A 22750-nucleotide genomic window follows, 5' to 3' on the forward strand; every position below is an offset into this window, starting at 1 on the left:
AAGGATCGGTTGGCTCGACGGGTGGCAGCAGTGCGCCAAGCCGGTCGTGGATCGCCTTGCACATGGCGGCAGAGGGGGGGCACCCTTTGGCTGTGCGCTACGCCCCCTCGATGCGCGGGCTCTGGAGGCTGGCGTCCTGTGGCAGCGCCGTGACCTTGATCGCCCGAACCGGCACGGCAAACTTGGCTCCGACCCGCGCGAAACGTTCCAGCAGGCGGAAGTTGATGGCTTGCTGGATATCCATGTACAGGTTGTAACCAGGGTCCTTAACGATGTACACGCATTCGAACTCCAGCGCTTCCTTGCCGAAGCCGCGCAAGTGGGCGCGGTCGAAACGTACTTGCGCCTGGGCCTTGATCGCTTCCTCGACGATGTCCGGCGCTTTTTTCACCGCCTCCGTAGGCGTGTCGTACGACAGACCGAACTCGAACACGATACGGCGCTCCTGCAGGCGCTTGTAGTTCTGGATGGTGCTGCTGATCATGCTGGCATTGGCCATGACGATCTGTTCGCCGCCCAGGCTGCGGATACGCGTGGTTTTCAGGCCGACGTGTTCGACGGTGCCGGCCAGCGGACCGATGACGATGAAGTCGCCGACCTCGAAAGGCTTGTCCACGGCGATCGACAACGAGGCGAACAGGTCGCCGAGGATGTTCTGCACAGCCAGCGCGACGGCGATGCCGCCCACGCCGAGGCTGGCGACGAAGGCGGTGATGTTCACCCCCAGGTTCGACAGCATGGCCAGCAGCACCACCGACCACAGCAGTACGCGTGCCCCCCAGCCGGCCAAGGTCGCCAGCGCGCTGCCCTGATTCAGGCCATTGCTGGCGTGGCGGACGAAGTAGCGGCGCAGCCCAAGCCCGATGGCACGGTTGGCCCATAGACCGATTTGCAGCGCGGCGACCACGAACCACAGGCTGCCGACCCGGTTCAGCCAGCGCTCTGGCAGGTCGAGCATGCCCAGGCCTATCAATAGTGACGCGAGCAGCAACAGCACATTGCTGGTCCCGGCCAGCACCTTGGCCAGGACCTGGCTGAACGCACCGTCATGCTCGGACCAGCGTTGCACCCGGCGCAATACGAAACTGATGGCCGCGCGGGCGACGATGAAGGTCAGCAGTGCGACCCCCAGCGCCAGCAGCAGGTTGAGGATGGAGATACCGAACAGCGCGGTGTCGGTGAAAAGCGTGGCGATGCGATCGTTCATGGGGTGTACCTCCTGGTAGCCGGTGAAGGGATTGGCATGATGCTGTTCATGTATGTGCGTTCTTCGGCGGTCCCTTTGTCGGCGCAAATGACCGTTCATGGCGCGGTTCGACTCTATCGAGGACAGATCCAGCGAGGACAACTCGATGAAACGAAGAGGCCAGGCATATCGGCAATGGCACGATCCGATCCTGCATCACCAGACCCATGTCGAAACCCTCGGCGACGGTACCTCGCTGGAGGTGCAGACACGCCTCTCGCGCACGGGAGCTACGCAGTTGTTCATTGGCGTCTATGGGCCCGATGGCGTTCTGCGGTGCGAGCGCGCCTATGACCAGCGTCCCGGCGAATCCATGGCCCGGGCGCTGGTGTGGGGGGTTGCATACGCTCGGCGCGTGGCCCGCGCAACGGTGGGGCAGGCGCACGTCGGGATGAGATGAAGGCTCAGCCGTCGGATTGTTCCTCGGGCGGCACTTGACCTTCGGGCCAGTCGGGGGCCGGCGGGTCCGGCTCGGGCATTGGCACGGGCTCGCCGGGGTCGCGAGGGATTTCATCGACGTAAGGATCGAGGCGTCTGGGGTCGGCCATGGGTGGCTCCTGGGTAAAGGGTTACCAAGGTTAGGCCGCAAGCCAGTCACCGCTGTTCAATCCGATGTTCAAACCGAGTGTGATGGCGCGAGCGAGCCGGGCTGGTCGAGCGACAGTCGGAGCAGGCAGCCGGCAAGCAACGGCCTTGCACGACCGGTGGGAGGGGCCTGGTAAGCCTGAGCAACCCGCTCCCACCGGCCTTGGCGGCTCAGGCCGCGCGCTGTTCGCCCTTGAGCAATTTCTTCTGTGCCTCCATGGCCTGGCCCATCTCCTCCAGCGCGACCTTGCCGAGCAACTTCTTGGCGGTCGGGAACAGCTCGCTTTCTTCTTCCTCGATGTGATGCTCGAGCAGTTCCTTCATGACCTTGACCCTGCCCGCGAACTCCACCGTGCCGGTCTCGGTCTGCAGCAAGTCGGGTAGCACCAGCGAGTCTACGGTGCGGTGCTCCTCCTTGGCCTCGTAGTACATCTTCTCTTCCTCCTTGCCGCCGGCCTGCTTGATGGCCGGGTAGAGGATCTGTTCTTCCAGCTCGGTGTGGATACGCAGTTCCAGTTCGATGCGCTGCAGCAGCTCGGCGCGTTTTTTCACGGCGCGCTCAGTGGTGGCGGACAACTCCTCGAGCAGCTTCTTCACCAGTTTGTGGTCCTGGGTCAACAAGTCGATGGCGTTCATAAAGACCTCGTCGTTGGCTGAAATCACGGGCTTGCGAGGAGTGGAGTCGGTCAGCGAGGCGAGGGTTCAATGGCGATGATGGTCGGCAGCCAGGGCTCGGCAGCGGCGATGATGACCAGTGGGTCAAAATAACTGAATCTTTTGCATAGGTGTCCGCTCCATTAGCCTGAACCGATGGAGGAGCGTCCACATGGCAGGACAGCAGTTGTATGTGATCGAGTATGAGCTACACGGAGCCTTTCGCACGTTCATCATTCGTCTGGAACGGATGGACAACGCCGAGGCATGGCATTGGGCCAGTTGCGACGCGGGGGTGGGCATCATTCCCCGCTTTGGCCAACACAAGATCAAGAAGGTCAGCCGACCGATGGCCGAGCGCTATGGCCTGAGCAATGTGCGCTGGCGCCCTGCGGGCCAGGGGCCGGAATTCGTCGCGCCGCCGATCGATGTAAAGAAGTTTTCCGCAAGCTCTTCGGAGCATTGACCCTGCGCGTGGCCAGGGCGGACATGCGCCCTGGCCTGTACTGCCCTGATCCGAGTCGAGGCCCGGCCATGGAAGATCTTTCACTGCTTGAAGCGTTGCTCCTTGCCCGCGGCCCGGGTGGCCAGGAGCATGAAGTCAGGGCCATCTGCGAGCGGGCGCTGAAAGCGTATTGCGATGAGGTGAGCATCGATGGCGCCGGCAACGTCCTGGGGCTGATGCGTGGCCCGGCTGAGGCCGATCCACGCCAGGCCATCCGGGTAATGGCGCACTTGGACGAGATTGCCATGATCGTCAAGCACGTTCGCGCCGATGGCACGCTCGAGGTGCTCGCCCTGGGCGGGGCGCAGCCGGTGAGCTTCGGTGTCTGCCCGGTTGATATCCTCGGCGAACAACAGGTGCTGCCAGGGGTGTTGTCCTATGGGTCGATGCACAACAGCGGCGGCACGGCCAATGGCCAGGATGTGCTCAAGGGCGCGGTGCAATGGCGGGACGTCTATGTGGTCACGCGCCTGACCCCTGAAGTGCTGGGCCAGGCAGGGGTACGCCCCGGTACGCGGGTGGTGCTGAGCCAACATTGGCGCCGGCCGTTCAAGGTGCACGACTGCCTGGCGGCGCACTTCCTTGATGACCGGGCGCCGCTTGCCGCTGTCATCGAATGCGCGCGACGGCTGGGTCAAAGGCGGGGCGAGCTTGCTCAGGACGTCTGGTTCGTGCTCACAACCCTGGAGGAGGAATCCAATGCCGGTGCGATGTATGCAGCGTCCAGGCTGCCGGGCGATACCACCCTGGCAGTAGAGGTGGGGCCGGTACTGGAGGAGTATGGTACGCGGCTGAGCGCCGACCCGATCATCAACACAGGCGATCAGAAAGGCTATTACAGCCGCGCGGTGGTGCAGGCGCTGGAGGCTGCCGTGCGCAAGGCCGGTTATGCGCCGCAGGTGGCGCTACTGGTGGATTTCGCCTCCGATGCCAGTGCCGTCATGAGCCAAGGTATCGATGCGCGCGCAGGTTGTCTCGCCATCCCCACCGAAAATACCCACGGCTTCGAGATGGTGCTGGTCGAAGGTATCCACGCCTGTGCCCTGAGCCTGGTGGAGTACCTGCTCAAACCGAACTGAGCGCCGGGCCAGGCGCCAAGGTTCATCGCTTTGTTCTCCCGTCCAATAACAACAGTGGGGGTTGTCATGAGTTGTCTGATTTGCGCCGGCCATGCCGAGTCCATTACCTGCCCGCCGGGCTGGGAACAGCGCCATTGCGCCCTATGCGGCAGTTACCGGATATCCCAGGCGCTGGTGCGCAGCATGATGGAACAGGGCCAGATCTTCGATGCCGGGCGGATGCGCGCCTGGCTCGTGCAGCGGCGTGCCCTGGTGACGATCCCCGGCATCGAGCCGCACCAGGCGATCCTGATGCGCTGACCGTCATTGCTGGGGGATGATCGAAATCTTGCCGTTGCGCTCGACGATGGCGAACTTGATCTGCTCGACCCGCTCGATGCCCTGGCTGTCGCGGGCCGACTCGAGAATATCGTCCTCGGTCAGGCGCGCCTTGCGCATGCGCCGATGCAGGAAGCGCCCATGCTCCACCACCAGGGTGGCATGGCCGTCGAGCAGCCGGGCGAGCGTGCGCGAGTTGAGTTTAGCCAGCGACAGGCCGACATCCAGCACGATCAGCGTGGCGATCACCAGCATGGCATTGGTGAACGAGAAGTCCTCGCCCAACAAGGCCTGCTGGGTGGCTTCGCCGATGATCAGCAACAGCACGAAGTCGAAGGTGGTCAGGTCGGCCAGCGAGCGCCGCCCCGCGACGCGAAACAACAGCATCAGGGCGATGTACATGGCGGCGGCGCGAAGGATCGAATCCATGGCCCGAACCTCGATTCATGCCGGTGGCGGCGTGCGCCGCTAAGGATAGAGAAAGGTGTTGAAACGCACGGCACTGCGGGAGCCGGCCCTGACCACCCCTTCGAGGCTACCGACATGTTCGCTGCGCAAGGTCAGGTACAGGGTGGCGATGCCGTCCTTGCTGGTACCCAATTGCAGCATCAGCGCCTTGCCATGGGACAACGAGGCCAATGGCTCGGGCTGCAGCGTCTCGATACTGGCCTCGCGCAACAGCGAGCCCCCCAGCAACACCGTGACGGCTTCGCCGGCGGTGCCACGCACGGTGATGCGCAGGTTCTCAGTGGTGCCGCTGCGGCTCAAGCGCTGATATTCGACTTGCACGCGCCCGTCGCTGCTGGTCACCTCGGCATCGCTGAGCGGCCCATTGCCGAACAGGCCGGCCAGCGCCAGCAACACGATCAGCACCAGCACATACCAGCCCACCCGTTCGAAACGCCAGACCCTGCGCTGCATGCGCATGTCTTCGGCGACAGGGTGCTGGCGGGAAATCAGTTCATCGTCGCTCATGGCCGGGGTTCCTCAGGCACGTTCGCCGCGCAACCAGCGTTGATGATAATGGGCCAGGCGTGACAGCCCATGGAGCGCACCTTGGCGCATGATCTGCTCACGCTCGCCGAAAAAACGTTGGGTCCGGGTGAAGACCGCCACCGGTTCGCCGACGAAGGCCCAGGCAAAGCACAGGGTGCCGGGCGGGATCCTGCCTTCGGCAGCCGGGCCGGCCACACCGGTGGTCGCGATGGCGACCGTGGCTTCGCTGTCCTGCAGCGCGCCGAGTGCCATTTCCCAGGCCACTGCCTCGCTGGTCAGGCCGTAGCGCTCGATGGTCTCGGGGTTCACACCCAGCAGGCGTTTCTTGGCGCTGGGTGAGTACACCACGTAGCCGCTTTCCAGCACTTCACCGGTCCCGGGTTCGGCAGCCAACAGGGTGACGATCGCGCCGGCCGTGCAGGATTCGGCGGTGGTCAGCACCAGCTTGTGGGCCTTGAGGTAGGCCAGGGTTTCACGCACAGGATTGCAGGTCATCGTTGGGACTCGCGTCGTTATTGTGAATGGACGTGCCTGCGCCGCGGTTGGTTCAGTCGGCTTGCATGACCCGTCCGTCATGCCCCCGGCAATCGTCCTGAACTTTGCCCCGCTTGCCGCCTTCCCTGTTGTAGGAGCCGCAGCCCGCGGGCTTGGCGGCATGTGCAAGCTGAAGAGGAGCGAGAGTCATGACTGATCCTGTGACCTATTTCTGGATAGCCGTGGTGGCGATCATCCTGCTGCTCGACCTGTGGGCCATCGTCAGCGTATTTCGCAGCGACAAATCCGATGCCACCAAGGCGATGTGGGCCTTGCTGCTGGTGGTGCTGCCAATCGTTGGCCTGGCCATCTGGGGCGCTTTCGGACCACGCGGCATCAAGCGTGGCACCGGGCCGTCGTCGCCCGAGCACAGCAAAGGCTAGGAGGGGGTATGAAAAAAACTGACAAGCTCAAGCCGCAGGCCAGGCCCCAGGGCGAGCAGGAACGTGACAACGACGCGCAGCGCCCGGACGGGTCAGGCGGTACCGCCCATGATTCCACGGCCCAGAAAACCGCGCGTGAGCAAGGCCAGAACAGGCGTTGAGCGCTTTGCCATGAGCCTTCGTGGGCAACCCTTGTCTTGCCAACGAGGGCTGCCCCTGAACAGGAGCTGCCTGTGCCACGCATCATCACGCCGACGACGCCGGAACACCTGGTCACCGAACACAACGCGCACATGTTCGGCTCGCCCAAGGAGCGGTTGGACTTCTACCGCCGGGAGATCCAGTACGAGACCAGCATCCTGGCCAACCGTACCGATGCCTACCTGACTGCCCAGTCTTTTCTGGTGATCGCCTTCGTGTCATCCATGAGCAACCTCAACCAGAGCTGGGGCGAAATGTTCACCCTGCTGGTACCGCCGTTTCTCGCCTTGCTGGGGGTGCTCAGCTCGCTCAATGCCTGGCCGGGCATTCATGCCGCGTACCGCATCATCGACCATTGGCAGCTCAAGCAAAGCCACTTGTTGCGTAGCGAGCCAATCATGGGGTTGGCGTACGACGAGTCACCCTTGTTCAGCGAGGCGGAAACATCCCGTGCGGTGCATCGCAAGTCGTTGCTGTTTTCCTTGCGTACGCCTTGGATTTTCCTGGTGTTCTGGATGGTGCTGGGGGCTTATTCGGTTTTCATTCAACTGGCCTGAAGGACGGCTTGGCGCGCAGCGGGTGCGCCGGGAAACAGCGCTAGAGCCGATGCCGGCCGTGCCGACAGGCCACTGCGATCTAGCTGCCGCCGCGGCCACCGGCGTCACCGCTGCCGCCGGTATCGCTGCCCCCCGAACCCCCGCCATCCATGCCGGGGGTGTCGGTACCGTCGCCGCCGGTGTTGTCGGTGCCATTGCGACCTGTGTCGTTACCGTTGCCCATTGCGTCTCCCGGCGTGCCTGAACCGCTTGGCCCGCTGCCCTGTGGCGCGCCGCTATTGGCACCTGGAGTGCCGGGCGCGCCTGGGCTGTTTTGCTCCAGGTCGCTGGCCGCCCATGCAAGGGGGGTGCTGACGCCCAGGCAAAGGGCGAGCAGCAGGGATTTTGCCGGCATGCTGTTCATGATGTGTCTCCAAGCAGATGCATACAGGCATTGGGCGCTCATCCGGCGCCGTGGGTGCGGTCGAACCGATGGGCGGCGGACACCGCAGGGGCGGCAGCACGCGCTACCGCACAATATCCCTTCGTTATGTAGGACATTTGCCTCGGCTACAGTCAGCATGTGACGCCATAACTGTATAAATATCCAGTATTCATTGGCCGGTCCGGTGCCAAGGCGTTGCTGCGCGCAAAAAGCCCCCGTGGACAGAAAAAACAGCTCGGTTAGGGTGAAGGCCTCTCCTTTGGAAAGGGAGAGTTCTCAAACTCAATGGAGCAATACCCATGAACAAACCACAAACCCAAGGCCCACTGCGTCACGGTCGTGTCACCACCCCAGCTTCCCGCGGCATGGTCGCCATCGATCTCGGTGTACTGAGCGGCTGGCAGGTCGATGAAATGGAAGGCGGCAAGAACTTCCCAGCCCTGGCCGCCGGTCCGTTCCCGGCGCCGTTCCAAAGCGACAACCCCAGCGTCGCGCCACCGGCCGATGGCTACATCCTCAGCGGCGGCAAGACCGATGCCCGCGACTGCGTCAACTTCACCGACGAGGAAATGAGCAAGAAGCTCAACCGCGCCTTCACCTGGCCGCTGATCAAGGTCGACGCCGGGCAAGTGTTCAAGGTGACCTGGAAGTACACCGCGCCCCACACCACCCGCGGCTATCGCTGGCTGATCACCAAGGATGGCTGGGACCCGAAGCAGCGCATCAGCCGCGCGCAGCTCGACGCGCAACCCTTCGCCGAGGACTTCTACCCGCAGGTGCCGTACTACAGCCATGCCGGCGAGTTGAAGGCCAAGGTCGACCACGAGGTGAAGCTGCCGGCCAACAAGAAAGGCCGTCACGTCATCGTGCTGATGTGGATCGTCGCCAACACCGGCAACGCCTTCTACCAGGCCTTCGACGTCGACTTCCAGTAAGCCGGCCATCTTCCATGCGTTCTGAAGGACTAGAACATGGCAAACATTGACTTCAACCAACACGCCGCGGGGCAGGACGATGCCGCCTCGAGCATGCCGAGCCTGGAAGGCAAGAAGATCCTCATGGGCTATTGGCACAACTGGCCGGCTGGCCCTGCCGATGGCTACCAACGCGGGCAGTTCGCCAACATGAGCCTGGAGGAGGTACCGCGCGACTACAACGTGGTGGCAGTGGCGTTCATGAAAGGCAGCGGCATCCCGACCTTCAAGCCGTACAACCTGTCCGACGCCGAGTTCCGCCGCCAGGTGGGCGTGCTCAACAGCCAGGGCCGGGCGGTGTTGATGTCCCTGGGCGGCGCCGATGCGCATATCGCCTTGAACAAGGGGCATGAGCAGCCACTGGCCAACGAAATCATCCGCTTGGTGGAAACCTACGGTTTCGATGGGCTGGACATCGATCTTGAACAGAGCGCGATTGATTTCGCCAGTAACAAGACCGTGCTGCCTGCCGCACTGAAGCTGGTCAAGGACCACTACAAGGCCCAGGGCAAGCACTTCATCATCAGCATGGCGCCGGAGTTCCCCTACCTGACCAGCGCCGGGCGCTACGTCGACTACCTCAAGGCGCTGGAGGGGTACTACGACTTCATCGCCCCGCAGTTCTACAACCAGGGTGGCGATGGGCTGTGGGTCGAGGAGGCCAACAATGGCCGCGGCGCCTGGATTGCCCAGAACAACGAGGCGCTGAAGGAGGACTTCCTCTTCTACCTCAGCGAAAGTCTGGCCACTGGCACCCGCGGCTTCACCCGCATTGCCCCCGACAAGCTGGTGATCGGCCTGCCGGCCAACGTCGACGCCGCAGCCACCGGCTATGTCAGCAACCCGACTGCGCTGACCAATGCGTTCAAGCGCCTGTATGCCAAGGGTGTGTCGATCAAGGGGCTGATGACCTGGTCGGTCAATTGGGACAGTGGGGTCAACAAGGACCATGTGCCTTACAACCAGGAGTTCAGCCGGCGCTATGGGCCGTTGATCAACGGCGCCAAGGCCGCCCATGAGGCGGTGTCGGCCAACGCCCGCTAGCCGTTGGCCGCAGCGGCGCCCGGCAGACGTGCCGGATGCCCGTTGCGCAAGTGGCCTGCCATGACAATCCGCTGCCGCGAGGCAGCGGATTGTTTTACATTCGGTGCGGGCAAAACGGCGGGCGTACAGGCGACGCGGTGGCAGGTCAGCTAAGGGTCGAGCGCATCTGCGGGCAGTTGCTGGCGGCCTGTGCCGAGCTCGACAGGCACCGGGTGGCGCGGCCGGCGCAAGGCGAGCGGCCAGACCAGGCGGCGCTCACCACCGCGGTGGCCTGGTCGTTCGTGCAACAGAGGGTGCCCGAGTGGGTCAAGGCCGACGATTTCCCAGCCCTCGCGACCCACACGGCGCAATTGGAGGCGAGCGCGGTGTTCAAGCGCTCCGATCGCTTGATCGCGGCTGCCAGGCGCACCTTGCAGTCTGCTCGCCATGGCCTGGCTGCATTCCCGGCACTGCGCGCAACGGGCCAATCCGGCCCCTGGAAAAAAGATATCGACTCGGCAGCTATCTGACGAATGCCAGCTAGATTTAGGCCCACGGTCATGAAGATCGCTGATCCTGTCTTTTATCCGACGCTCGATGCAAGGAGTGCGTTCAATGTCCGAGGGCAAGCGCCATCGACAGCCAGCAGGATCACGCGCTTATCGTCCTGCATGCCGACGGCAGTCATGGCCCGGAGTATTACCAGCGCTACCCCAAGGCCATGGAGCGCTTCACCCCGGTGTGCCACACCAACCAGTTGGGCAGTTGCAGCCGCGAGGAGCTGGTGAATGTGTACGACAACACCATCCTCTACACCGACTATTTCCTGTCCAGGGTGGTGGCGTTGCTCAAGCACAACGAAACGCGTTTCGATACCACGATGCTCTATGTTTCCGACCATGGCGAGTCGCTGGGCGAGAACGGCGTTTACCTGCATGCCGCGCCCTACGCCATTGCGCCGAAAGCGCAGACCCACGTGCCTATGCTGATGTGGTTCGGCAACGGTGCATTGGGCGGCATGGGCGTTGATCGCGGTTGCCTGCAACAGCAAGCCGGCAGCGCCGAGCTGAGCCATGACAATCTGTTCCACACGGTACTGGGCCTATACGGCGTACAGACAAGTCTGTACCAGCCACAGCTGGATATTTTGCACCACTGCCAAGGCAAGATGGCCGCCGTCCAGTAGTGCGCCGGGCAATGCAGGGCCCCGCAGGCATGGCAGTGCGCTGTACTCGGTCAACCCAGGCCAGCCGCCGGCCCGACGGTCATGGCGGATCGCCTCGAGGGGACTATCGTTGCTGGACCGAGCAGTGACTACCGACCGAGGGCGGCACCATGAACACGAGTGATCTACTGGAACAGTTGCTGCGGGCCGGGCAGGGCTCGCAGGCGCAACAAGGGAGCAGCAACCTGTCAGGGCCAGACAGCCTGGGCGGTTTGCTGGGGGGATTGCTGGGCCGCGGCAGGGCAACGCCAGGTGCTGGCCTGGGTGATTTGCTGGGCGGCCTTTTAGGCGGGCGCGGCGCTAGCCAGGGAGGCGCCACGGGCAGCGTCAATTACGCCGCGCTGGCATCGCTGGGCATGATGGCGTTCCAGGCTTATCAACGCTGGCAGCGCAGCCAGGCGACAGCCCCGCAACAGGCCGTGCGTACCGTGGATCAATTGTCCGGCGCCGAGGCCGACGATCACAGCCATGCCATCCTGCGCGCGCTGATTGCCGCCGCCAAGGCTGACGGACGCATCGATCCGCAAGAAGAGCAACTGATCCGCGCCGAAATCAAAGGCCACACCAGCGATCCGCAACTGCAGCGATGGCTGGATGAGGAACTCAGCAAACCCCTCGACGCCGCCGAGGTGGCGCAATCGGCCCAGGATCCGGCCATGGCCGCGGAAATGTACTTGGCCAGCGTAATGCTGGTGGATGACCAGCAGGCCGCAGAGCGTGCCTACCTTGACCAATTGGCCAGCGCCCTGCAAATCGACCCGACCTTGCAGGTGCATCTGGAGCAGCAGGCCAAGGGCACCGCCTGAGCCGGGGAGTTGCCTGCGCTGCTCGCCAATCTGTCGGCGGCACGTGGCGTAAGCCGCAGCTGGGACCTGGAGGGTTGCACCAGCGGGGAGAAGGCCGAGGTGAATCACAACATCATTCAGCGCGATTACGCCTGCTGGATGAGTTCCACCCGAACCGCATCAGCAGTGTGGAGGCGTGGCTGGCGCGGGCTTGTCAGCGGAGGAGCCCAGAGAACTGCTTCAAGCCGCCATCGCTTCTGAAATGAGCGGACGGCCGCTTGGGGGCCTTGTAGGGCTTGGGTCATGGCGTTTGTCACTCAGGATGGGTCGTAGTTTTGCCTAACGCATACTCGATAAGCAAAAGCCTCGAAGTTCTACTTTGGTTGTTTGGCGGTCCTTGACGGCAATTGTTAGAATCCGGCAGCTCATAGGGATCAATTGCAAATGCCAATTTTTCGTATTCTTATCTGTTCGGCCATGCTTGCTTCCCTTGCAGGCTGCGCTACACCCGGCGAGCCAACCGGTAGCAAGCTCACTCGCAAAACCCCAGAGGCATATGCCGCTTGTGTGCTACCCAAGTGGCAGGCGTTGGCGCCGCAGACCACGCAGAAATCGATTTCCAATGGCTATCGGATCACCGCGTCCAGCTCGGTGACCTCCGATGATGTGCTGGAAGTCGTCAAATCCCACGATGGCAGCCGCGCCACGTTCTACAAAGGCAGCTTCCTGTCGACCAACCACCTGCGCCAGGCCGCTAAAGCCTGCCTGGATTGAAGGCATTCACCGCGAAGTGACGGTGAGGCTTGGGCATGGGCGCGCACCCGCACAGGTGACCCCGCTCATTGCCAGCGGGGTGAGGCGGCAGGCCATCGGCGATGGCCTGCCGGGGGCTGTCAACGCTTGCCCGAAGCGTCCTGCTCGACCACCAGGTCCAGGACATAGACCTGCGACGGTGCGTCGGCGGGGGCGTTCTTCCATGCGTACTGCTTCACCCGCAATACGTTGCGTACACCGTCCTGGTGCTCATAGCCCTCGATGGACTGGTACAGCGGGTGCCAGGCGTCCTGGGTCGGCAGTTGCAGGCCGGCGTCGTCATAGCGGCGCTCGCGTACTTGCAGGCACTGGTAGTTCGGGATCAGCGGGTGGTTGCACTGGACGGTCTTGGCGGCCACTTCCAGGAACTTGATTTCGCCCTTGCTGCCGTAGCGGGTCTCTGGGGTGGCCTCGCCCTGGAACTTGAGGACCGAGCCGTCCTGGGTGGTCAACTGCAGCAGCGGCTGCGGGGCCTGGCCGCTGATGGCGGTGCGCAGGTCACCCTTGAGCAGTCGGCCGACCTGGGCGTCCAGGTCCATCAGGCTTTTTTCGCACGCCATCAGGGTCGAGGCGAGGGACTGCACCTTGAGCACGCCGTCCTGGTAGCTGTAACCACCGAACTGGCCGTTGCAGCCGCCGCTGATGTTCAGGTTCTGTTCGCCGAAGGTCAGCCGCAACTTGCGCTCGACACCCTTGGCCAGGGCGGCGATGGGCTTGCCCGAGGCGTCGGTGGCCGATACCAGGTTCCAATAGTAGGCAGGAAGTGCCGGCTGGGCGGCGACAGTGGCGCTGGTTGCAGGCATCGAGGGCGATCCTTCGTGTGGTGTGGAAGCCGAAGTGCAGGCCTGGAGGAGGGCGGCACATACGGCCACGAGGAGAAGATTCTGTTTCATGATTCGCTCTTTTCAGCCTTGAAAATAAAGGGCAGCATTTGCGCCACCCGCCGGTAACCAGGGCTCGAGGGCGTCCGGGGCTGGCCCGTTGCAACGACCTCTGCCGTTACCGATGGCAATGGGACAGCATTGGGTCCGTTCGGTTTCATGGTGGCAGGCAGCGAGGATGTTGCCAAATATTGCATGAGCGGCGTTGCGTCATGAGGGGCGGGAGTGAAACGGCTTGTTTGGTGAAGCCTCCTCTGGGTAAAGTCGCGGCGAACACGCCAGGGCGCGTGGTCAGCTTCGCCGGCAAGGCCGGCTCCTACAGGGATTTGCCATGCTGGCCGGTTTCAATCACCTGACCCTGGCGGTCGCTCAATTGCCGCGCAGTGTCGATTTCTACCACCAGGTGCTGGGCTTCAGGCTCGAGGCTCGCTGGGCCCGGGGCGCCTACCTGAGCCTGGGTGATCTGTGGCTGTGCCTGGCGCTCGACCAGGTCCAGGCCCAAGACCTGCCGCGCAATTACACCCACTATGCGTTCTCGATCACCCAGCAGCACTTCAGCGCTTTCGCGCAACGCTTGCGCGAGGCCGGTGTGGCGCTGTGGAAGCAGGACCAGAGCGAGGGGGAGTCGCTGTACTTTCTCGACCCTGACGGCCACCAGCTCGAAGCCCATGTCGGTGACCTGCGCTCCAGGCTGGCGGCTTGCCGGGCCAAGCCCTACGAGGGCATGCAGTTCTTCGATTGAGGCGCCGCCGGGCGGCGCAACCGCGCCATGTACAGGGCATCGACCAGCTGGCCGTCGCGCACCGCATAGTCGCGCAGACGGCCCTCGACCTCGAAGCCGAACTTGCGGTACAGCGCCTGGGCGGCTTCATTGTCGGCATAGACGGTGAGCTCGAGGCGCGCCAGGTTCATCCAGTTGTCGGCAACCTCCAGTGCGCCCGCCAACAGCCGTGAGCCGATGCCCTGGCCCTGCCAGGCCGTGGCAACGCCCATGCCCAGCACGCCGGCATGCATGCGCCGCACCCGGCTCACTTGCTCGAGGCCGATATTGCCGATGACCTGGCCCTGGTGCAGCGCCACCAATTGCAAGTGCCGTTCGCTGTCCCCTGTCAGGCGCCTGCGCCAGGCATCGGCCGACTGAAAAGGCATCTGCAGGACCTGGCGGCATACCGCCGCTTCGTTGTACAGCGCGGTGACGCCTGGCACATGGGCTTCGGCAAAGCGTTCGAGGGTAATCTGCGGGTTGGGCGAGGGCACTTTATTCATCCTTGGCAAGACCAGTGGCAAGCTAGTGTGGTGTTTCACAAATAACGACCACAATTCACGGTGCTTTTTGCGCCCATGCTGCGTTGTCGCTCCTCGCCGTAGCTGGGCTACGACTCGTCGCGACGCCTTGCTTGGGCACAAAAATCACTCGCGAATTATTGGTCGTATTTGCAAAACACCACACTAGTGTACGGCGCGGCCAAGAAACGCTGCCAGAGCAAGAAACCGAGTGCGCATCCACCCCGGCCTGGGTAGAGTGCCTCGATCAGCCACTGCCCGGAGCCTGTCCATGTCCTGTGCCTTCACCTTGCTGCAATCGCCGGTCGGCACCCTCACCCTGGTCGCGCGCGGCGAATGCCTGGCGGCCGTGCTGTGGGAGCAGGAGCGAGAGAACCGGGTGCGCCTGGGCGCGCTGCATCGCGACGACCAGCACCCGACCTTGCGGGAAACGGCCCGGCAGTTGGGCGAGTACTTCGCCGGGCAGCGCCAACGCTTCGACCTCGCGCTGGATTTCGCCGGCACGGCATTTCAGCGCCAGGTATGGGCGGCGCTGCTGAGCATCCCCTTTGGCCAGACCCGCAGCTACCGCGATATCGCCCAGCAGATCGGCCACCCCAGCGCGGTGCGGGCGGTGGGCGCGGCCAACGGGCGCAACCCGATCTCGATCATCGCCCCGTGCCATCGGGTGATCGGCGCTTCGGGCAGCCTCACCGGGTTTGCCGGCGGCCTGCCGGCCAAGCAGTACCTGCTGGCGCTCGAGGGGCGGCAAAGCCTGGCGTTGGCGTTCTGAGCCAGGTGTTCAGCCGAGCCAGGCCGCCAGGCTCACCAGCAGCAAGGTCGAAGCCGTGCCGACAAACAGGCTGTAGTGCCGATGGGCACGCCGCGCATGTTCCTCGACTTCCCGCAGGTACTGCCCAGCTGGCGGCGCGTCAGGGCGGTGGCGCAGGCCTTCGGCCAGGTCGGCCAGGCGCCCGCGGATCAGCAAACCCACCAGGTAGTAGCTGGCGCCGTAGCTGGTCAGGGTCAACAACAGGTATTTCATGTCGCCGCTTCCTTGGCGTTGAGACAAGCCCCGAGGATACTATCGGCGCAGCCGCCTTCACCAGGCGCCAGGCTTGGATTTCATGGAAGAGCATCGATGACCCGTACCGCCACCATTCCCGCCGACTCACTCATCGCCGCGCATGCGGCCCAGGCCAGTTTTCGCCATTGTCGGGCTATCGTCCTGGCCGATGAGCAGCAGCCGGCCATGGCCCTGTTCTTGCGGCTGATGGCCGACATGCCGGGCTGGATCGACCAGCTGATGGCGCTGCGCAACCGCCTGGTGGCGCCATTGGGCCTCAAGGACCTCGGGCGTCTGACCGCCATCGATCCCGCCCGTGGCGCCGACAGCTACCAGCCGGGCGAGCGGGTGGGGATCTTCACCTTGCTCGCCAACCAGGCGCACGAGGTGCTGCTTGCCGATTGCGACCGTCACCTGGACGTGCATATCGCCCTGCTGCGCCGCCCGCTCGCCGCAGGCCAGTGCGAAGTACGGGTCAGTACGGTGGTGCGCACCCACAATTGGCTGGGGCGGCTGTACATGCTGCCGGTAGCGCCATTCCATCGCCTGATCGCGCCAATCGCCCTGCGTCGGTTGCGCGCCTGACGGTCAGGACGCGGGCCTGGCGAAGCGCAGGCGGAACCAGTCGTCGAGCATGGCTTTTTCGGCGTACAGCCGGTCACTGCTGCCAAGACGCCCCGGGCGGCTGAGGTACATCTTGTCGCTCAGGCGCTCTTCAGCTTTTTGCGGCGCTTGTCCGGGTTGCTCCAGTGTGTAGCTCAGGTCGATGCTCGGCCAGGTGATATCGCGCATGAAACGCACATCGTAGGCATTGCCGTGCCAGGGCTCGAAGCGCCCGGCCAGGTCGATGTCGCGGATATCGATGAGCAGGTGCTGCCCGGGACGCAAGTAGCGCTGGCCAAGTTTGTGCAAGTGCTGGCGGAGCGCCTCGAGCACTTGCGGGTCGGCGCCGCGTGAATAGCCGGGGCTTTCGAGGCTGGCGTCGCGAAAGCGTTGCGGGTGGTCGAAACGCACCTCGACCTGCGCGGTCGGGGTGCCCTGTGCCATGCTGTCGAATGCCAGCACCATCAGCAGGCTACAGGCCAGGGCGGTACGCATGATGCACCTCCGGGGGCGGACGGCTTGCCTGTCTATTTTACGCCGCTGTCGCGACCTAGCAGAGGATCGATGCAATGAACGCTTTTCGGCGGCTAGCCGCCAATACCCTGGGGCGCGATCTGGCCGTGGGGGACATCCATGGGCACTTCGGGCGTTTGCAGGCCTGCCTGGACGCGGTGGGGTTCGATCCTGCGCTCGATCGCCTCTTCAGCGTGGGGGACCTGGTCGACCGTGGCCCGGACAGCCTGCAGGTTTTGGCGTGGCTGGACAAGCCCTGGTTCCATGCCGTGCAGGGTAACCACGAGACGCTGGCGATCAATCACCTGTGCGGCGGTCGCGTCGACCTGGAAACCTACCGCGCTGTCGGTGGCGGCTGGTTTCTCGATCTACCAGCGCAGGCGCAGCGGCCTTTCGTCGAGGCGTTCCAGCGACTGCCCGTCGCGCTGCAGGTCGAAACCGCCGACGGCCCGGTTGGCTTGCTGCACGCCGACAGCCCCTTCAGCGACTGGGCGCAGGTGCCCGCGGGGCTGGACGATGCGGCGGTTCGGGAAGTGTGTCAGTGGTCGCGGCGGCGCCTGCAGGCGGGCGACAGCACGCCTGTGCAGGGGTTGCGCGCCTTGCTGGTGGGCCATACGCCGGTGCCTGCGGTCAAGGTGCTGGGCAATGTCTGGCACCTGGACACCCGTGGCTGGAGCAGTGGCTGTTTCAGCCTGCTGGACCTTGCCAGCCTGACCGTGGTCAGCCCCACAGCAGATGCATGAGCACGCCAATGGCCAGCAGCATCAGCAATACCCCCGAGGCCCGTTCCAGCCAGGGCAGGGCCAGGCCGAAGCGGCGTAGCACCCGGCGATTGCCGATGGCCATGGCCACCAGTAAGTCCCAGAGCAGCACGGCGCTGAACATCCAGCTGCCGTAGGCCAGCTTCACCAGGGCGGCGCTGCCGGCGACCATGCTCGCCAGGCTGGCGTAGAACAGGGCGTTCTTGGGGTTGAGGATGCCCGACGCAAAACCCATGCCCAGGTTGCCCAGCCACCCCGTGGCCGTTGCAGGGCCTTGGCCTGGCTCCAGGCGGCTGTGCCCGGCATGACGCAAAAACAGTTGGCCGATGTACAGCAGGTAGGCGCAGCCGGCCAGTTGCAAGGTGACGAACAGGGCGCTGCCGGCCTGCAGGAACGACATCCCGGCAAAGGCTGCGGCTATGAACACGCCGTTGGCCAGCGCCACTCCCAGGCACGCGCCGCTGGCCACGCGCCATCCCGCACTGGCAGCGGCGCGGGCGATCAGGAAGAAGTCCGGGCCGGGGGAGAGCAGGGCGAGAAAGTGGGCGGCGGCGATGATCAGGAACTGTTGCATGGGGCGGTTTCCTTGCAGGCAAAACCGCAGTCTGGCGGTGCTCGAACGCGGGGTATTGAAGATTATTGCAAGGGCACCGAGACGGCGCTAAACCCGCGCGAACACTGGCCGATACAAGGGCTCACCCCTTGCAATGGAATGGATTCATGAGCAGTTCCGATACCCCGCCCACCTATCAGAAACCCAAGAACCTTGCTGGCTTGGGCCGGCGCTGGGGCGGGCAGATGATCGATGTGCTGGTAACCTACGCGATTTTCTTCGTGACCTTCAGGGTCGTCGAATGCTTGCCATTGCCAGAGCAGATGGCCACGTTGCTCGCGCTGGGGGTGCCGCTGGCGTACTACCTGTTCTCCGATGCCTTGCCCAATGGCCAGAGCGTGGGCAAGAAACTGCTGGGGATCTGTGTAGTGGACGAGCGCAGCTACCTCAATTGCAGCCTTGGGCAGTCGTTCGTGCGTAACATCACGACGCCGTTCCTGAGCATCTTCGACTGGATCTTCATCTTCTTCGGCTCGCGCAAGCGGCTGGGCGACATGCTGGCCAACACCATCGTGATCAAGGCCTGAGGCCGCGCGTCGCCTGGTTCGCCAGCAAGGCTGGCGCCTACGGGCCGCTGCCCGTCATCGCGGCGCCTGGGGGAATGGCGGATGCCCGGTACACCCCAGGCGTCACCCCGGCATGGGCCTTGAACACCCGCTGGAAATGCGCCTGGTCGGCAAACCCCAGGCGGTAGGCAACCTCCGCCAACGCCTGCCCCTGGCGCAACAGCGTGCGCGCCTGGTTCACCCGGGCGTTAAGCAGGTAAGCATGGGGCGTAAGCCCTGTGGCGGCGGCAAAGGCGCGAATCAGCTGGTAACGCCCCATGCCGGCCTGTTCGGCCAACTGCCCCAGGTTAACCCCGTCCAGCGCCTGCGCCTCAAGCCGTCCCAGCAGTTCGCCCAACAGCGATGGTTGCAGCGCTGGCGCCGGCAGCAGGGCCGGGTGCGCGGCAAAATCCTGTTCGCCGATGAACGCCACCAGCGCGGCCTCTTTCGCAAGCGGCGGCGCCGCTGAAAACAGCAGCGCGTTGAGTGCACAGAACTGCTGGTAGACAGTCCTCGATCGCACGATCCGTGCCGCGGCCCCCGGCTCCCCGGCGGCCACCCCAGACTCCAGGCGCAGGCTGCGCAGCCATTGGGCATCCAGGTGCAGCATCTGGTAGCTCCAGGCCTGCCCCGGCTCGGGGTTGCAGGCATGCACCCGCTTGGCAGGCACCAGCACCAAGGTGCCCGGGGTCAGTCGCACCTCACCCTCACCGGCACCGGTAAAACGGCTGAACCCGGCGTCCACCGCACCGATGGACAAACTCGGGTGGCTATGGGCCCGGTAACAGGCGCGGCTTTGGCAGGCGCGGCGGCTTTCGACGTAGGGCAGGGCCGGGTCGTGCCAGATTTCGCTGCGGTGAGGGGACATGGCTGGCGGCCTGGAGGCTGGCGGAAAACCGCAGTCTACCTGCTGGCCACTGTGCCGGTCATTCGGCGCGTCGCTGTGCTTGACGCCGTGACCCCACGGGCGCGACGCTGCGAGCCCGCGAAGGAGAATAAGAATGGACCTGTCGAGCCTGCTGCTGTTCATCCCTGCCTGTTTTGCCCTGAACATGGCCCCCGGGCCGAACAACCTGCTGTCGCTGCACAACGCCAGCCGCTATGGCCTGCGCATCGCCTGCGTGGCCGGTGCCGGGCGCCTGCTGGCCTTCAGCGGCATGATCGTCCTGGCGGCCATGGGCCTGGCGGTGGTGCTGCATACCAGCGAATACCTGTTCCTGGCGATCAAGGTGCTGGGCGCCGGCTACTTGTTCTACATCGCCTGGCAGTTGTGGCGGGCACCGCTGGCGCAGGCGGCAGGAACCGGCGAGCAGCCTCGCGGCACCTGGAAGCTGGCGCGCCAGGAGTTCTGGGTGGCGGCGGGCAACCCGAGGGCCTGAGAATATATACCCCTACAACGCCTTGATTCAGGCGCGGCGCGCAGTCAGCAGAAGCGTGGCAGCGCCGGCAAGCAGGACCGCACATGTGCGATTAAACAGCCGTCTACCCGATGGACGATTGAACCAGCGCCGTAGGTGCAGGCCGATCATCGCGTATCCAGCCAGAGCAACTAGCTCAAGCAGAATGAACAGTGCGCCCAGCACAGCAAATTGAGGGCCGATGCTTTGGCTGGGGTCTATGAATTGTGGCAGAAAGGCCGTAAATATTAAAATTGCTTTCGGATTTCCAATGGCAACAAGGAATTCTTGTTTGGCAAGTTGCAGCAGGCTCTTTTGTGCGGTGTCCGTCGAGTTCTCTTCTTGAGTGTTAGCTGTCCACAGCTTAATCGCTATATATATTAGGTATCCTCCGCCTAATATTTTTATTGCTTGAAAAACCAATTCAGATGTTTCAAGTACCGCAGCCAGACCCGCAGCCGAAAGAGCGATCATTGCGGTGAATGCTAATAGTCGGCCAACTCCACCAACGCAAGACGCCAAGAACCCATACCGTGTGGCATTGCTGATTGAAAGTAAGTTGTTTGGGCCAGGGGCCATGTTCAAAGCAAAACACGCCGGTATAAAAAGGAGTAGTGTCGAGGCGTTCATAGGTTGGTCATCATGGTCTTGTGGTTTGGTTGCCATCATTCATCAAGCCGGCGCTGGTAGCAATGCATCAGACGCAATTCCCGTTGAGGTGGCAGGTGGCTGAGAGACACCCAAGCGCTTGAGAATCTATATACTCACGGCCCCGCCTTTCCCAATTGGAGCCGACAGCAGTGCAAGCCGGGCCGAAGGTTTACAGCTACCTACGATTTTCAGACCCCAAGCAAGCCAGCGGCCACAGCGCCGATCGCCAGGCGCAATACGCGAAAGCCTGGGCAAAAGAGAGAGGGCTTTCGCTCGACGAGTCGCTGACCCTTCGCGATGAAGGCTTGTCGGCATATCACCAACGGCACATCAAGCAGGGCGCGCTGGGCGTGTTCCTCTCGGCGATCGAGGACGGGCGTATTGCGCCTGGCTCGGTCCTGGTTGTTGAGGGCTTGGACCGCCTGAGCCGGGCCGAGCCGATCCAGGCCCAGGCCCAACTCGCGCAGATCATCGGCGGTGGGGTGACGGTGGTCACTGCCAGCGACGGCCGTGAGTACAACCGCGAGCGGCTCAAAGCCCAACCGATGGACTTGGTGTACAGCCTCCTGGTCATGATCCGGGCGCACGAAGAAAGCGACACCAAAAGCAAGCGCGTCTCGGCCGCGATCCGCCGGCAGTGCCAGGGCTGGATCGACGGCACCTATCGTGGCTTGATCCGCAATGGGGGTGACCCGCGGTGGTTGCAGCTTCAGGATGGGAAATGGGAGTTCATTCAGGAGCGCGCGCGCGCCGTTCGCTTTGCTCTTGACCGGTATCTGGAGGGCTTGGGCGGCGGCCGCATCTATCAGCTCATGGTCGATGGCGGCTACGACACCTCAAATGTCGGCAACGGTGGCGAGCGAATCTATCGCCTTGTGCGGCTCCCGGCGCTCAAGGGAGCCAAGCAGATATCCGTTGGCGGTGACGAATTCACGCTGCCCGACTACTACCCCAGGCTTGTATCGGACAGCGAATTTGAAGCTTTGCAGGTCGTGAACGGTGAGCGGTTCCGGCGCAGGGGCAAGGGCGTCATTCCTGGTGTGGTCACCGGTATTGGCATCACTTACTGCGGCTACTGCGGTACATCGATGTCAGCTCAGAACGTTATGCAGAAACGGCGGACGGACGGTTCTATGGCCGACGGGCATCGCCGGATCATGTGTGTGTCGTATATGGATGGGCAAGGGTGTGATGCGGGAGGAAGTTGCAGCGTGGCCCCAGTTGAGCGCGCCGTGATGGCGTACTGTTCGGACCAGATGAATTTGCAGCGCCTGCAAGAGCCTGCCCTCGAGGGGAAAAGCCTCATGCAGATGAGGATTGAGGCTCAGGGCGCCTGCGACGAGATTGAGGGCCAGATATCGCGGCTCACTGAGGCTCTGGCGCTGGGTGAGGGGGAGGGTGTTGCGCCGTTGGTGTTGGTGCGCAAGCTTCAGGAGCTGGAGCAGCGCTACCAGGGGGCTAAAGCGAAGGTGCAGGAAGTTGATCGGAAAATGGTTGCCGCTACTGCCAGCCAGGCCCCGGCCAATGCCCAGGTGTGGGCCGACCTGGCCGCCGGGGTTGATGCCTTGGATACCGTTGTGCGTGAGCGCGTCCGGCAGCTGATGCTGGACACTTTCGAGCGGATTGTCATCTACATGCGGGGCGTGATCCCGGCCGGGCGAAAGTCCCGAGATATTGACGTGCTCTTGGTTTCGAAGGCTGGCCAAAAACGTTGGCTACGGGTAGACCGGAAGACGAGCAACTGGGCGGCCGGGGCTGACCGCCCTTCATGAAGACTGCAGCGTTACTTGAGTTGCCCAGGGGGGCGGGTATGAACCACCAGGTGGCCTTGGCCCTCCCAGAAATTCTCCTGTACTTCGACACAAACACGCCAAGCTGCCCAGGCAACATCTTCGCCCGCCGCGAGGATGTTGCCCTGATCATCAATGATAGCCATCCGGGCTTTGGCGCCTGATTCTGTATGCGCGGTAAAGCCAGTGCTGACTGTCGCGGAGAGCTTTGCTCCCTCCAGTGATGGGTTGGGAATTGCGATTTTCATTTACTGTATCCTCGCGGGCTCAAGCCCGTCTCCCCATTGCTCGTTTAGCTGCCACGTTTGCCATGTAGAATTGCCACTCGACGTTTTTTCGTTGCTGCCTGGCTTTGCTGCAGTCAG

Annotated in this window: 32 protein-coding genes and 2 pseudogenes; 20 read left to right on the top strand and 14 right to left on the bottom strand. The window is 63.5% G+C overall.

Going from position 1 to position 22750, the window contains the following annotated elements; genetic code table 11:
- Positions 1-97: 97 nt before the first annotated feature.
- On the bottom strand, positions 98-1207 hold the full coding sequence (locus NJG22_RS08655; protein ID WP_253093712.1) for a mechanosensitive ion channel family protein: 1110 nt from the start codon (positions 1205-1207) through the stop codon (positions 98-100).
- 145 nt (positions 1208-1352) lie between these two features.
- On the opposite strand from NJG22_RS08655, the gene NJG22_RS08660 reads away from it, so the two are divergent.
- Positions 1353-1646, top strand: a complete 294-nt coding sequence (locus NJG22_RS08660; RefSeq protein ID WP_253094097.1) for a hypothetical protein — start codon at positions 1353-1355, stop codon at positions 1644-1646.
- A 356-nt stretch (positions 1647-2002) separates the two neighbouring features.
- Here the strand turns inward: NJG22_RS08660 and NJG22_RS08665 are convergent, their stop codons facing one another.
- Positions 2003-2467: a hemerythrin domain-containing protein gene (locus NJG22_RS08665; protein ID WP_253093714.1), complete on the bottom strand. Its 465-nt coding sequence runs from the start codon at positions 2465-2467 to the stop codon at positions 2003-2005.
- Between the two features lie 190 nt (positions 2468-2657).
- Between NJG22_RS08665 and NJG22_RS08670 the strand changes: the two genes are divergently transcribed.
- The 3 genes from NJG22_RS08670 to NJG22_RS08680 all read left to right on the top strand — a co-directional run bounded on the left by NJG22_RS08670 (position 2658) and on the right by NJG22_RS08680 (position 4369).
- Positions 2658-2951, top strand: a complete 294-nt coding sequence (locus NJG22_RS08670; protein ID WP_253093716.1) for a DUF6555 family protein — start codon at positions 2658-2660, stop codon at positions 2949-2951.
- A 68-nt stretch (positions 2952-3019) separates the two neighbouring features.
- Positions 3020-4069, top strand: coding sequence for a M28 family peptidase (locus NJG22_RS08675; protein WP_253093718.1), 1050 nt, complete (start codon positions 3020-3022; stop codon positions 4067-4069).
- Positions 4070-4135: 66 nt separating this feature from the next.
- Positions 4136-4369 (top strand): hypothetical protein, encoded by a 234-nt coding sequence (locus NJG22_RS08680; protein WP_253093719.1) that lies wholly within the window; start codon positions 4136-4138, stop codon positions 4367-4369.
- 3 nt (positions 4370-4372) lie between these two features.
- Here the strand turns inward: NJG22_RS08680 and NJG22_RS08685 are convergent, their stop codons facing one another.
- From NJG22_RS08685 to NJG22_RS08695, 3 genes are read right to left on the bottom strand one after another with little or no spacing between them, the layout of a single operon-like run.
- Positions 4373-4816: a YetF domain-containing protein gene (locus NJG22_RS08685; protein WP_253093730.1), complete on the bottom strand. Its 444-nt coding sequence runs from the start codon at positions 4814-4816 to the stop codon at positions 4373-4375.
- A gap of 39 nt (positions 4817-4855) precedes the next feature.
- The gene (locus NJG22_RS08690) at positions 4856-5362 is read right to left on the bottom strand and encodes a hypothetical protein (protein ID WP_253093732.1); all 507 of its coding nucleotides are present in this window, start codon (positions 5360-5362) and stop codon (positions 4856-4858) included.
- Between the two features lie 12 nt (positions 5363-5374).
- On the bottom strand, positions 5375-5878 hold the full coding sequence (locus tag NJG22_RS08695) for a CinA family protein (protein WP_253093734.1): 504 nt from the start codon (positions 5876-5878) through the stop codon (positions 5375-5377).
- A 188-nt stretch (positions 5879-6066) separates the two neighbouring features.
- Between NJG22_RS08695 and NJG22_RS08700 the strand changes: the two genes are divergently transcribed.
- The 3 genes from NJG22_RS08700 (at position 6067) to NJG22_RS08710 (ending at position 7058) form a co-directional block, all read left to right on the top strand.
- Entirely contained in the window at positions 6067-6300 is a 234-nt protein-coding gene (locus NJG22_RS08700; RefSeq protein ID WP_253093736.1) for a PLD nuclease N-terminal domain-containing protein, read from the top strand.
- An 8-nt stretch (positions 6301-6308) separates the two neighbouring features.
- On the top strand, positions 6309-6461 hold the full coding sequence (locus NJG22_RS08705; RefSeq protein ID WP_253093738.1) for a hypothetical protein: 153 nt from the start codon (positions 6309-6311) through the stop codon (positions 6459-6461).
- 72 nt (positions 6462-6533) lie between these two features.
- Positions 6534-7058, top strand: coding sequence for a hypothetical protein (locus tag NJG22_RS08710; RefSeq protein ID WP_253093740.1), 525 nt, complete (start codon positions 6534-6536; stop codon positions 7056-7058).
- A 79-nt stretch (positions 7059-7137) separates the two neighbouring features.
- Here the strand turns inward: NJG22_RS08710 and NJG22_RS08715 are convergent, their stop codons facing one another.
- On the bottom strand, positions 7138-7461 hold the full coding sequence (locus NJG22_RS08715; protein ID WP_253093742.1) for a hypothetical protein: 324 nt from the start codon (positions 7459-7461) through the stop codon (positions 7138-7140).
- Positions 7462-7781: 320 nt separating this feature from the next.
- Between NJG22_RS08715 and NJG22_RS08720 the strand changes: the two genes are divergently transcribed.
- The 6 genes and pseudogenes from NJG22_RS08720 (at position 7782) to NJG22_RS08745 (ending at position 12263) form a co-directional block, all read left to right on the top strand.
- On the top strand, positions 7782-8417 hold the full coding sequence (locus tag NJG22_RS08720) for a lytic polysaccharide monooxygenase auxiliary activity family 9 protein (protein WP_253093744.1): 636 nt from the start codon (positions 7782-7784) through the stop codon (positions 8415-8417).
- A gap of 36 nt (positions 8418-8453) precedes the next feature.
- Positions 8454-9500, top strand: a complete 1047-nt coding sequence (locus tag NJG22_RS08725; RefSeq protein ID WP_253093746.1) for a chitinase — start codon at positions 8454-8456, stop codon at positions 9498-9500.
- 35 nt (positions 9501-9535) lie between these two features.
- Complete coding sequence (locus NJG22_RS08730; RefSeq protein ID WP_253093748.1) at positions 9536-10009, top strand: hypothetical protein; 474 nt, start codon at positions 9536-9538, stop codon at positions 10007-10009.
- Positions 10010-10125: 116 nt separating this feature from the next.
- Positions 10126-10665, top strand: a pseudogene (locus NJG22_RS08735) (sulfatase-like hydrolase/transferase); the annotation flags it as partial.
- Between the two features lie 149 nt (positions 10666-10814).
- Positions 10815-11510, top strand: coding sequence for a tellurite resistance TerB family protein (locus NJG22_RS08740; RefSeq protein ID WP_253093750.1), 696 nt, complete (start codon positions 10815-10817; stop codon positions 11508-11510).
- A 423-nt stretch (positions 11511-11933) separates the two neighbouring features.
- Entirely contained in the window at positions 11934-12263 is a 330-nt protein-coding gene (locus NJG22_RS08745) for a hypothetical protein (RefSeq protein WP_253094098.1), read from the top strand.
- Between the two features lie 119 nt (positions 12264-12382).
- Here the strand turns inward: NJG22_RS08745 and NJG22_RS08750 are convergent, their stop codons facing one another.
- Positions 12383-13105, bottom strand: coding sequence for an META and DUF4377 domain-containing protein (locus tag NJG22_RS08750; protein ID WP_253093752.1), 723 nt, complete (start codon positions 13103-13105; stop codon positions 12383-12385).
- Between the two features lie 409 nt (positions 13106-13514).
- Here NJG22_RS08750 and fos point away from each other — a divergent pair, with 409 nt between their 5' ends.
- A complete protein-coding gene (gene fos / locus NJG22_RS08755; RefSeq protein ID WP_253093754.1) occupies positions 13515-13925 on the top strand; it encodes a fosfomycin resistance glutathione transferase in 411 nt (136 codons plus the stop codon).
- Here the strand turns inward: fos and NJG22_RS08760 are convergent.
- Positions 13898-14440 carry a GNAT family N-acetyltransferase gene (locus NJG22_RS08760; protein ID WP_253093756.1) on the bottom strand — a complete coding sequence of 181 codons (543 nt, stop codon included), beginning with the start codon at positions 14438-14440 and terminating at the stop codon, positions 13898-13900. The two genes, fos and NJG22_RS08760, sit on opposite strands and share 28 nt — an antisense overlap.
- 298 nt (positions 14441-14738) lie before the next feature.
- Between NJG22_RS08760 and NJG22_RS08765 the strand changes: the two genes are divergently transcribed.
- The gene (locus tag NJG22_RS08765; RefSeq protein WP_217848043.1) at positions 14739-15239 is read left to right on the top strand and encodes a methylated-DNA--[protein]-cysteine S-methyltransferase; all 501 of its coding nucleotides are present in this window, start codon (positions 14739-14741) and stop codon (positions 15237-15239) included.
- Between the two features lie 9 nt (positions 15240-15248).
- Here the strand turns inward: NJG22_RS08765 and NJG22_RS08770 are convergent, their stop codons facing one another.
- The gene (locus tag NJG22_RS08770) at positions 15249-15491 is read right to left on the bottom strand and encodes a hypothetical protein (protein WP_217848042.1); all 243 of its coding nucleotides are present in this window, start codon (positions 15489-15491) and stop codon (positions 15249-15251) included.
- Positions 15492-15587: 96 nt separating this feature from the next.
- Between NJG22_RS08770 and NJG22_RS08775 the strand changes: the two genes are divergently transcribed.
- Complete coding sequence (locus tag NJG22_RS08775; RefSeq protein ID WP_253093758.1) at positions 15588-16097, top strand: DUF2867 domain-containing protein; 510 nt, start codon at positions 15588-15590, stop codon at positions 16095-16097.
- Positions 16098-16100: 3 nt separating this feature from the next.
- On the opposite strand, the gene NJG22_RS08780 is transcribed toward NJG22_RS08775, so the two are convergent.
- Positions 16101-16610 (bottom strand): DUF3016 domain-containing protein, encoded by a 510-nt coding sequence (locus tag NJG22_RS08780; RefSeq protein ID WP_253093759.1) that lies wholly within the window; start codon positions 16608-16610, stop codon positions 16101-16103.
- Positions 16611-16684: 74 nt separating this feature from the next.
- Between NJG22_RS08780 and NJG22_RS08785 the strand changes: the two genes are divergently transcribed.
- Positions 16685-17371 (top strand): metallophosphoesterase, encoded by a 687-nt coding sequence (locus NJG22_RS08785; protein ID WP_253093767.1) that lies wholly within the window; start codon positions 16685-16687, stop codon positions 17369-17371.
- Here the strand turns inward: NJG22_RS08785 and NJG22_RS08790 are convergent.
- Positions 17349-17963 carry a LysE family translocator gene (locus NJG22_RS08790; protein ID WP_253093769.1) on the bottom strand — a complete coding sequence of 205 codons (615 nt, stop codon included), beginning with the start codon at positions 17961-17963 and terminating at the stop codon, positions 17349-17351. The two genes, NJG22_RS08785 and NJG22_RS08790, sit on opposite strands and share 23 nt — an antisense overlap.
- Before the next feature lie 146 nt (positions 17964-18109).
- Between NJG22_RS08790 and NJG22_RS08795 the strand changes: the two genes are divergently transcribed.
- Complete coding sequence (locus NJG22_RS08795) at positions 18110-18529, top strand: RDD family protein (RefSeq protein ID WP_253093771.1); 420 nt, start codon at positions 18110-18112, stop codon at positions 18527-18529.
- A 37-nt stretch (positions 18530-18566) separates the two neighbouring features.
- On the opposite strand, the gene NJG22_RS08800 is transcribed toward NJG22_RS08795, so the two are convergent.
- Positions 18567-19415, bottom strand: coding sequence for an AraC family transcriptional regulator (locus tag NJG22_RS08800; RefSeq protein ID WP_253093773.1), 849 nt, complete (start codon positions 19413-19415; stop codon positions 18567-18569).
- A 133-nt stretch (positions 19416-19548) separates the two neighbouring features.
- Here NJG22_RS08800 and NJG22_RS08805 point away from each other — a divergent pair.
- Positions 19549-19923 (top strand): annotated as a pseudogene (locus tag NJG22_RS08805) (LysE family translocator); the annotation flags it as partial.
- A 30-nt stretch (positions 19924-19953) separates the two neighbouring features.
- Here NJG22_RS08805 and NJG22_RS08810 read toward each other — a convergent pair.
- The gene (locus tag NJG22_RS08810; protein WP_253094099.1) at positions 19954-20574 is read right to left on the bottom strand and encodes a LysE family translocator; all 621 of its coding nucleotides are present in this window, start codon (positions 20572-20574) and stop codon (positions 19954-19956) included.
- Between the two features lie 170 nt (positions 20575-20744).
- On the opposite strand from NJG22_RS08810, the gene NJG22_RS08815 reads away from it, so the two are divergent.
- Positions 20745-22367 (top strand): recombinase family protein, encoded by a 1623-nt coding sequence (locus tag NJG22_RS08815; RefSeq protein ID WP_253093775.1) that lies wholly within the window; start codon positions 20745-20747, stop codon positions 22365-22367.
- An 11-nt stretch (positions 22368-22378) separates the two neighbouring features.
- On the opposite strand, the gene NJG22_RS08820 is transcribed toward NJG22_RS08815, so the two are convergent.
- The gene (locus NJG22_RS08820) at positions 22379-22633 is read right to left on the bottom strand and encodes a hypothetical protein (protein WP_253093776.1); all 255 of its coding nucleotides are present in this window, start codon (positions 22631-22633) and stop codon (positions 22379-22381) included.
- Positions 22634-22750 lie beyond the last annotated feature (117 nt).

The organism is Pseudomonas sp. VA159-2 (genome assembly GCF_024126635.1).
GTDB lineage: Bacteria > Pseudomonadota > Gammaproteobacteria > Pseudomonadales > Pseudomonadaceae > Aquipseudomonas > Aquipseudomonas muyukensis.